Annotated in this window: 1 protein-coding gene; it reads left to right on the top strand. The window is 49.2% G+C overall.

Going from position 1 to position 246, the window contains the following annotated elements:
• On the top strand, positions 1-246 hold a 246-nt coding region (locus SB752_RS33055), incomplete at both ends, for a glucosyltransferase domain-containing protein (protein WP_410719603.1).

The following is a 246-nucleotide window of genomic DNA, read 5'->3' as shown; positions in this document are numbered from 1 at the left end:
AGCGATGAGTCGGCTGACGGTGTGGTATTTCCCTGAGCCCTCCGTATCAAGTTGTTTAGTGGTTGTTCCGATTTTGTGCAATCCATTTTTTCTCGGAAATTTGACTTACCAATATGATGGGCCTGCGATGATTTTAGCGGTGGTCGCCGTTATTTACGCAATGACTTGTCGTGTTGAGCGTGCAAGCGTTCGAGGCTTGGTCGTGGCGTTGCTGATCGCTGTCACGTTCAGTCTCTACCAACTGAC

The organism is Brevibacillus sp. SIMBA_040, assembly GCF_046535075.1.
In the GTDB taxonomy this organism is placed as follows: domain Bacteria; phylum Bacillota; class Bacilli; order Brevibacillales; family Brevibacillaceae; genus Brevibacillus.
The sequence above is the reverse complement of the archived record's forward strand: the minus strand, read 5'-3'. Positions and strand labels throughout refer to the sequence as shown.